Annotated in this window: 5 protein-coding genes and 2 pseudogenes; 3 read left to right on the forward strand and 4 right to left on the reverse strand. The window is 34.8% G+C overall.

Going from position 1 to position 6,272, the window contains the following annotated elements; all coding sequences use genetic code 11:
- Positions 1-165, reverse strand: a pseudogene (locus BMY57_RS15980) (IS5/IS1182 family transposase); the annotation flags it as partial.
- A 247-nt stretch (positions 166-412) separates the two neighbouring features.
- Positions 413-1,501 (reverse strand): glycosyltransferase family 4 protein, encoded by a 1,089-nt coding sequence (locus BMY57_RS15655; protein ID WP_091776350.1) that lies wholly within the window; start codon positions 1,499-1,501, stop codon positions 413-415.
- 167 nt (positions 1,502-1,668) lie between these two features.
- On the opposite strand from BMY57_RS15655, the gene BMY57_RS15660 reads away from it, so the two are divergent.
- The 3 genes from BMY57_RS15660 to BMY57_RS15670 all read left to right on the forward strand — a co-directional run bounded on the left by BMY57_RS15660 (position 1,669) and on the right by BMY57_RS15670 (position 4,508).
- Positions 1,669-2,673, forward strand: a complete 1,005-nt coding sequence (locus BMY57_RS15660; protein WP_091776353.1) for an LCP family protein — start codon at positions 1,669-1,671, stop codon at positions 2,671-2,673.
- A gap of 164 nt (positions 2,674-2,837) precedes the next feature.
- Entirely contained in the window at positions 2,838-3,410 is a 573-nt protein-coding gene (locus BMY57_RS15665; RefSeq protein WP_091776356.1) for a GNAT family N-acetyltransferase, read from the forward strand.
- 21 nt (positions 3,411-3,431) lie between these two features.
- Positions 3,432-4,508 carry a YheC/YheD family protein gene (locus tag BMY57_RS15670; RefSeq protein ID WP_091776359.1) on the forward strand — a complete coding sequence of 359 codons (1,077 nt, stop codon included), beginning with the start codon at positions 3,432-3,434 and terminating at the stop codon, positions 4,506-4,508.
- Between the two features lie 19 nt (positions 4,509-4,527).
- Here the strand turns inward: BMY57_RS15670 and BMY57_RS15675 are convergent, their stop codons facing one another.
- Positions 4,528-5,841, reverse strand: a complete 1,314-nt coding sequence (locus BMY57_RS15675) for a nucleotide sugar dehydrogenase (protein WP_091776363.1) — start codon at positions 5,839-5,841, stop codon at positions 4,528-4,530.
- A gap of 152 nt (positions 5,842-5,993) precedes the next feature.
- Positions 5,994-6,272: pseudogene (locus BMY57_RS16215) on the reverse strand (group II intron reverse transcriptase/maturase); the annotation flags it as partial.

Raw genomic sequence — 6,272 nt, forward strand, 5'->3', positions numbered from 1 at the left:
AGGGTGATAAGCAGGGCAGCCGGTGTCGCGTGAAAAGCTTGCGAAAGCTTCTTCCGGAATTTGTTCGACTAAATCATTCACAACAAAAGCCATATCATCTTTGTCTAATTTTATTTCTAAATCTAAAGGCAAAACCACTTGATTCATGTTATAATGTTTAAACATAAGGATCCTCCTTTGGGGTTATGGTGTGGTTACTTTAATTCTATCAAAGGGGATCCTTTTTGTTTATCTAAAATTAAAAAAGAGTATAAAAAAATCGTGGAGAACATCAATTTTGATGTCTTCCACGATTTTTTATTTTACTGGGTTTTGTCCCAGCCTCTTTTAAATAATTATAAACTTGTAAGATTATTAAAAAGGAATTTATATTAAATTTGTGTAACAGGAATTCAATTTCAATGGCATTTGATCACCCTAAATCCTTAGGAGATTTCTTTGGTTTCGCCTTCACAAATTTCTTCAAGAAATTTAGCACAGGTTGCTTCCCACCCATGACCAATCCGACAATTTCAGCAATGATATGAATTAATAACAGGACTAAGAATATACTTATAATTGATGCCCCGACTGTGGAATAACTAAAAAATACAGCTAATAGCCCAAACATTCCACTAAAAACATAAATTAGAATAACGGCACCTTTATGACTTAGACCGGCATCTAATAATTGGTAGTGAAAATGTTTTCGGTCTGCATTCATAATACTTTCACCATTTCGCATTCGGCGAATGATCGCGAAAATCGTATCAACAATAGGTACAGCTAATACGATGAATGGAATGATAAAACTAAACAATGCGACATTTTTAAATAAACCTAACATGGAGATAACAGCAACCATATAACCTAAAAAGAGTGAGCCTGAATCACCCATATAAATTTTTGCTGGATAAAAATTAAATACTAAGAAACCTAAATTAGCACCTAAAATCATGGTACATAATAATGCCACAATCCAATTCCCATCTATAACCGCCATGATGGTAATACTTAATAAAGCAATACTTGCTACTCCTGCTGCTAGCCCGTCCAACCCGTCGATTAAGTTAATCGCATTTGAAACTGCTAAAATCCAAAAGATGGTTACAACCACACTGAGGTTCCCTAACTCAATATCACCAAAGAATGGGATATTAATTTTATCAATTAATAAGTCCGAAGAAATAATAATCAGTGCTGCAAGTCCTTGTCCGGCTAACTTAACCACTGGTTTTAAACTATATTTGTCATCTAATAACCCAGTCAAAAGCATGACAAATGCCCCAGATATAATGGCAATTTGATATTGGTGATTGGGCCAAAAGATCAGGTATGTTATCATTACACTTATAAAAATCGCCACTCCACCTAAATAAGGCTTTTCCATTGTATGAATCTTTCGTTCATCTGGGCAGTCAACGATATTAAATTTTATCGCGATGACACGAACGATTGGAGTTGTGGCTACTGCTATAATAAATGCTGTTACGCATGCGATGGTTAATAATACAAAATTCATTTACATCCCTCAATCTATCAATACATAGCTATAGTAATAATAGCATAGCCATAATACGATTAAAATAATTATTTCAAACCTGTAATACTTTATTCGTTTGCATTCGACAGTATTTGATTTTATAATGTTATAGTTAACTGATATTTAAGGTGAGGGGAATCCTAATGATGGGTCGAAAAGAAATTAAAAAACACAAGAAACGAAAGCGAATTAAAAAGGTATTAATATCTTTTCTTATATTATTTTTTGTAGCCGCATCAGCAGGTGTTTATTTTGTCTATCAAACACTACAAGCGGCAAGTGAATCATACAACGACTTAGATGGTCGAGATAAATCAGATAAACGTGATAAAGAAGTCTCCGTGAGTAAAGATCCAATTTCCATTCTATTAATGGGTATTGAAGATTATGAGACTGGTGGCGAAAATGGACGTACAGATACCTTAATGGTTGTTACTTACGATCCTAAATCACAGACATCCAAAATGCTAAGTATCCCACGTGATACATTAGTTGACTTTGTTGGAATGGATCGCCGTGATAAAATCAATCACGCCCACGTCTTTGGTGGAAAAGAAATGACGATTCATACCGTAGAGGAATTTTTAGATATTCCAATCGATTACTTCGCAGCAGTCAATTTTGATGCATTTATTGAAGTTGTTGACATCTTTGATGGTGTAACGGTCAATGTTCCATTTGATTTTGAACAGAAAACGATGGCTCCAAATTCATATTATGTAGAATTTAAAGAAGGCGAACAGCACGTCAATGGTGAAGAAGCATTAGCCTTCGTACGAATGAGAAAACAAGATCCTCGCGGTGATATCGGTCGTGGTGAACGTCAACAGGAGGTCATTAAAGCCCTATCTGAAAAAGCGATGGATGTCAAAAACGTCACAAAGATTGACGATTTAACTGATGTCGTTGCTAAGCATGTTGAGACTAATATGAAAGTATCCGAAGGGTTAGTAATGTTTAAAAATTTAACAGACTTCGGTCGTGACAATCTAGAATCTATTAATCTTGAAACATATCCTCAACGAATTGATAATACAAGTTATCAAATTGCCGATGAACAGTCATTACTAGAAGCTCAACAAGCATTAAAAGAACACTTAAAACTAGATAACGAGAATGAAAATGAAGAAGTAACTGAAGATCAGAACTAAATATATTACTCGAACTATTGACCTGAGTCCTTTGAAGGGCTCAGGTTTTTTTATGTTTTACAAAAATTTCGGTACAATTTCGATTTATTTAAGAGAGTGTTAAAGCCGTTTATTTTTATAAATTTGAGGTATATCATGGGTATCTGATCAAGGAGGTAACAAACATGAATTGGTATAAAATGCTAAGGACTTATTTTCCCGTTGAAGAGATGAAGTCTAAAGAGCATATTGAAACCCTGTTAAAAGATAAACAACATTGCTACTTTCTAGATTACAGCGCAGATCATGTTATTCTATTCGCCGAATTCGAAGATTTTATTTTTGTTGACTATGTGTATGTCTCAAGTCAATCAAGAGGCAAAGGAATTGGCAGAAAGATTATTAATAAATTAAAGCAAAAAAAGAAAACCATTATTTTAGAAGTTGAACCAATTATTGAATCTAATCCTGATACGAAGAAAAGAGTACAATTTTATAAACGTGAAAACTTTAAATTATCCCAGAACATTCATTACAACAAAAACTCGTTATTAACGGGTGAAAAGGTACAACTCAATATTATGTATTGGCCGCCACAACAAGAAAGTGAGCTTTCAGTATTTAGTAAGGTTATAAGAATGTATGAAGAGATTCATACTTATAAAGACGAAGAAATTTATGGTAAAAAACATGCGAGGGCTCATCAAGTGCTACAGTATCATGAAGAAAAATCAGGAGTGGTTAGTAAAGCGATGTAACCACTTAGGAGGTTTTATTTTATGTTACCAATTTCATCAATTCTCAAAAAGAAAAGTAAACCCAAACAGTATGTTGGATGTATGCGAAGTAATAGGAAACCAAAGGAATACTATAAATTATTAGCTAAGACATGCGCTCATTATGGACTAACTCTGATCTACTTTACTCCAAAAGGTGTGGATATGGATCGCCACCAAATAAAGGGCAAGGTCTTAAAGGAAGACGAATGGGTTCCAGAAACTGTTGAAGTACCCATATTTAATGATGTAAACACGATCTTGTATAAACACAAAGATATTGTTCAATATTTAAGACAAAAAAGTACCCTATCTAATGGACTGATTGGATCAAAAGCGAAACAATATCGATTAGTAAGAGAAGGAGAAAAATTTAAGGACATTGTCATTCCTTATATTACAACACAACAACCGGAAAGAATTATGAAATTCTTATCTAAACATCCTGAAGTTATCTTAAAACCTCGTAAAGGAATGAAAGGTGAAAATATCTACCAAGTTACTAAGTTAAGTAAAGATCAGTATAAAGTCATTTACGATACGAATGAAGAAACCTTAACACATGATGACTTTTTCAAATTACTTTATGACATCGTTTCTAAGAAAAAGTATATCTGCCAGAAGTATATCAAAACACGAGATGAAAACGATAACCCCTTCGATGTTCGAATTCGTCTTGAAAAGAATATTGAAGGTAAATGGCAAACAGCGATTAACTTAGTTCGCATTGCTAGTAACCAAAAAGTTGTTTCAAATGTCGCTCAAGGTGGGTACGTCTCTGAATTAAGGCCTTTCCTTAAAGTAAATTATCCAGATCAATGGGAAGAGATTGAAGAAAAAATAATTCAGATTGGGAATGAACTACCTGAACACATCGAAGAATTAATCGGTAAAAACTTAAGTTCATTAGGTATTGATATTGGTCTAGATCCGAATGGGAAACCATATTTATTTGAAATTAACACCTCACCTGGTACTGAATTCGCACTAGGTGAGATTGCCAACCTTAAAGCAGGTTACTACTATTACCGAATCAATCAACTTAAAAAACAAAACCATCAAAAAACGGAGTCACTTTAAATGTGACTCCGTTTCTTATTTATAGACTCCAATAATAATAACCTTTCGCCTCTAAGGCTTTTCGGTCTAATACTTCTTTTACATCGACTAATACTTTCTTGTCTTGATCTTTATAAAGGGAATCAAATGTTGTAAAATCATATTCTTTAAATGTTTCATGCCCCACTGCAATGATGATCGCATCTAAATCTTTTAGCTCACTTTCATCAACCAAGTCGATTCCATATTCATTTTTCACTTCATCAGCTTCCGCAATTGGATCGTGAACTAGAACATCGACATCATAATCACGAAGTTCTTCAATAATATCAATGACACGTGTATTTCGAACGTCAGCACAGTTCTCTTTAAATGTCATACCTAACACGGCTACTTTCGATTGGCTAATATTTTGTTTAGCCTGAATCATCTTCTTAATCGTGTTCGAGGCGACGTATTTACCCATACCGTCATTAATTTTACGACCTGATAAAATAATTTGCGAATGGTAACCTAATTGTTCTGCTTTGTACGTAAAGTAATATGGGTCGACCCCAATACAGTGGCCACCGACTAATCCAGGCGTGAACTTCAAGAAGTTCCACTTCGTACCCGCTGCTTCTAATACCGCTTTGGTTGGGATATCCATTTTATTAAAGACCATGGATAGTTCGTTCATAAACGCAATGTTTATATCACGCTGTGAGTTCTCAATAACTTTCGCAGCTTCAGCCACTTTAATCGATTCCGCTTCATGAACACCAGCTTCAATAATTGAACTATAAAGCGCTGCTACTTCTTTTAATGTCTCACCATCAGAACCTGAGACAATCTTAACGATTTTCGTTAACGTATTCACTTTATCACCAGGATTAATACGTTCTGGAGAATATCCCACTTTGAAATCCTCACCGAACTTTAAGCCTGATTGTTCTTCAAGAATTGGAACGCAGATTTCTTCGGTCGTTCCTGGGTAAACGGTAGATTCATATACGACAATGGATCCTTTTGTTAGGTTGCGTCCAACTGTTTTGCTTGCTCCAATAACTGGATTTAAATTCGGAGTCTTGTCCGAATTAATTGGTGTTGGAACTGAGACAATATGGAATTTACAATCTTCAAGTTCTTGTTCATCGTTGGTAAACGTCATCGCGGTCTCTTTAAGAGCTTCGTCTCCCACTTCTTGTGTAATATCTATTCCATTTTTATATTTCGTTAATTTTTCTTCATTAATATCAAATCCAACAACATCGTACTTCTTAGCAAGTTCAACGGCTAAGGGTAAGCCAACATAGCCAAGTCCAATGACTGAGATTTTTTCATCTTTTGATTGTATCTTTTCAAATAAACTCATTATTGTTTTCCTTCCTTTTGTACTTGGAGTTATTTCTATTCCATTATACACTTTTTAGAGGGAATGATAAAAGAGAAAGGTAATCGAATAGGAGGAGGTGATTAACCTCCGACCTCTCACACCACCGTACGTACGGTTCCGTATACGGCGGTTCAATAGTTTGAGTGTGCTTTCTCGAGAAGTTGGTTCAAGTCTTTTAGACCAGCTTTCTCGAGAATTTTATTGTTAATAGCTCTGTGAAGTATATGGCTACATGCTATGCACCAATATCCCTTCCTTGTATTAGCCCATTCCCAAGCTTTTTGTTTTGGTATTTTAAGCTGAACAAGACTTTTATATCTTGTTTTAACCTTTTTCCATCGCTTCCAAATAATTTGTCTAATCCTACGTCTAACCCATTGGTTAATGCTTCGGATATATCCTTTCATTTG

The sequence above is a fragment of the Piscibacillus halophilus genome (genome assembly GCF_900110685.1).
In the GTDB taxonomy this organism is placed as follows: Bacteria; Bacillota; Bacilli; order Bacillales; family Alkalibacillaceae; genus Piscibacillus; species Piscibacillus halophilus.

Bases quoted from the DNA above. Each gene is read 5' to 3' on its own strand.
- BMY57_RS15655 (WP_091776350.1), bottom strand. From the start codon at position 1,501: ATGAATTTTGTATTATTAACCATCGCATGCGTAACAGCATTTATTATA.
- BMY57_RS15660 (WP_091776353.1), top strand. From the start codon at position 1,669: ATGGGTCGAAAAGAAATTAAAAAACACAAGAAACGAAAGCGAATTAAA.
- BMY57_RS15665 (WP_091776356.1), top strand. From the start codon at position 2,838: ATGAATTGGTATAAAATGCTAAGGACTTATTTTCCCGTTGAAGAGATG.
- BMY57_RS15670 (WP_091776359.1), top strand. From the start codon at position 3,432: ATGTTACCAATTTCATCAATTCTCAAAAAGAAAAGTAAACCCAAACAG.
- BMY57_RS15675 (WP_091776363.1), bottom strand. From the start codon at position 5,841: ATGAGTTTATTTGAAAAGATACAATCAAAAGATGAAAAAATCTCAGTC.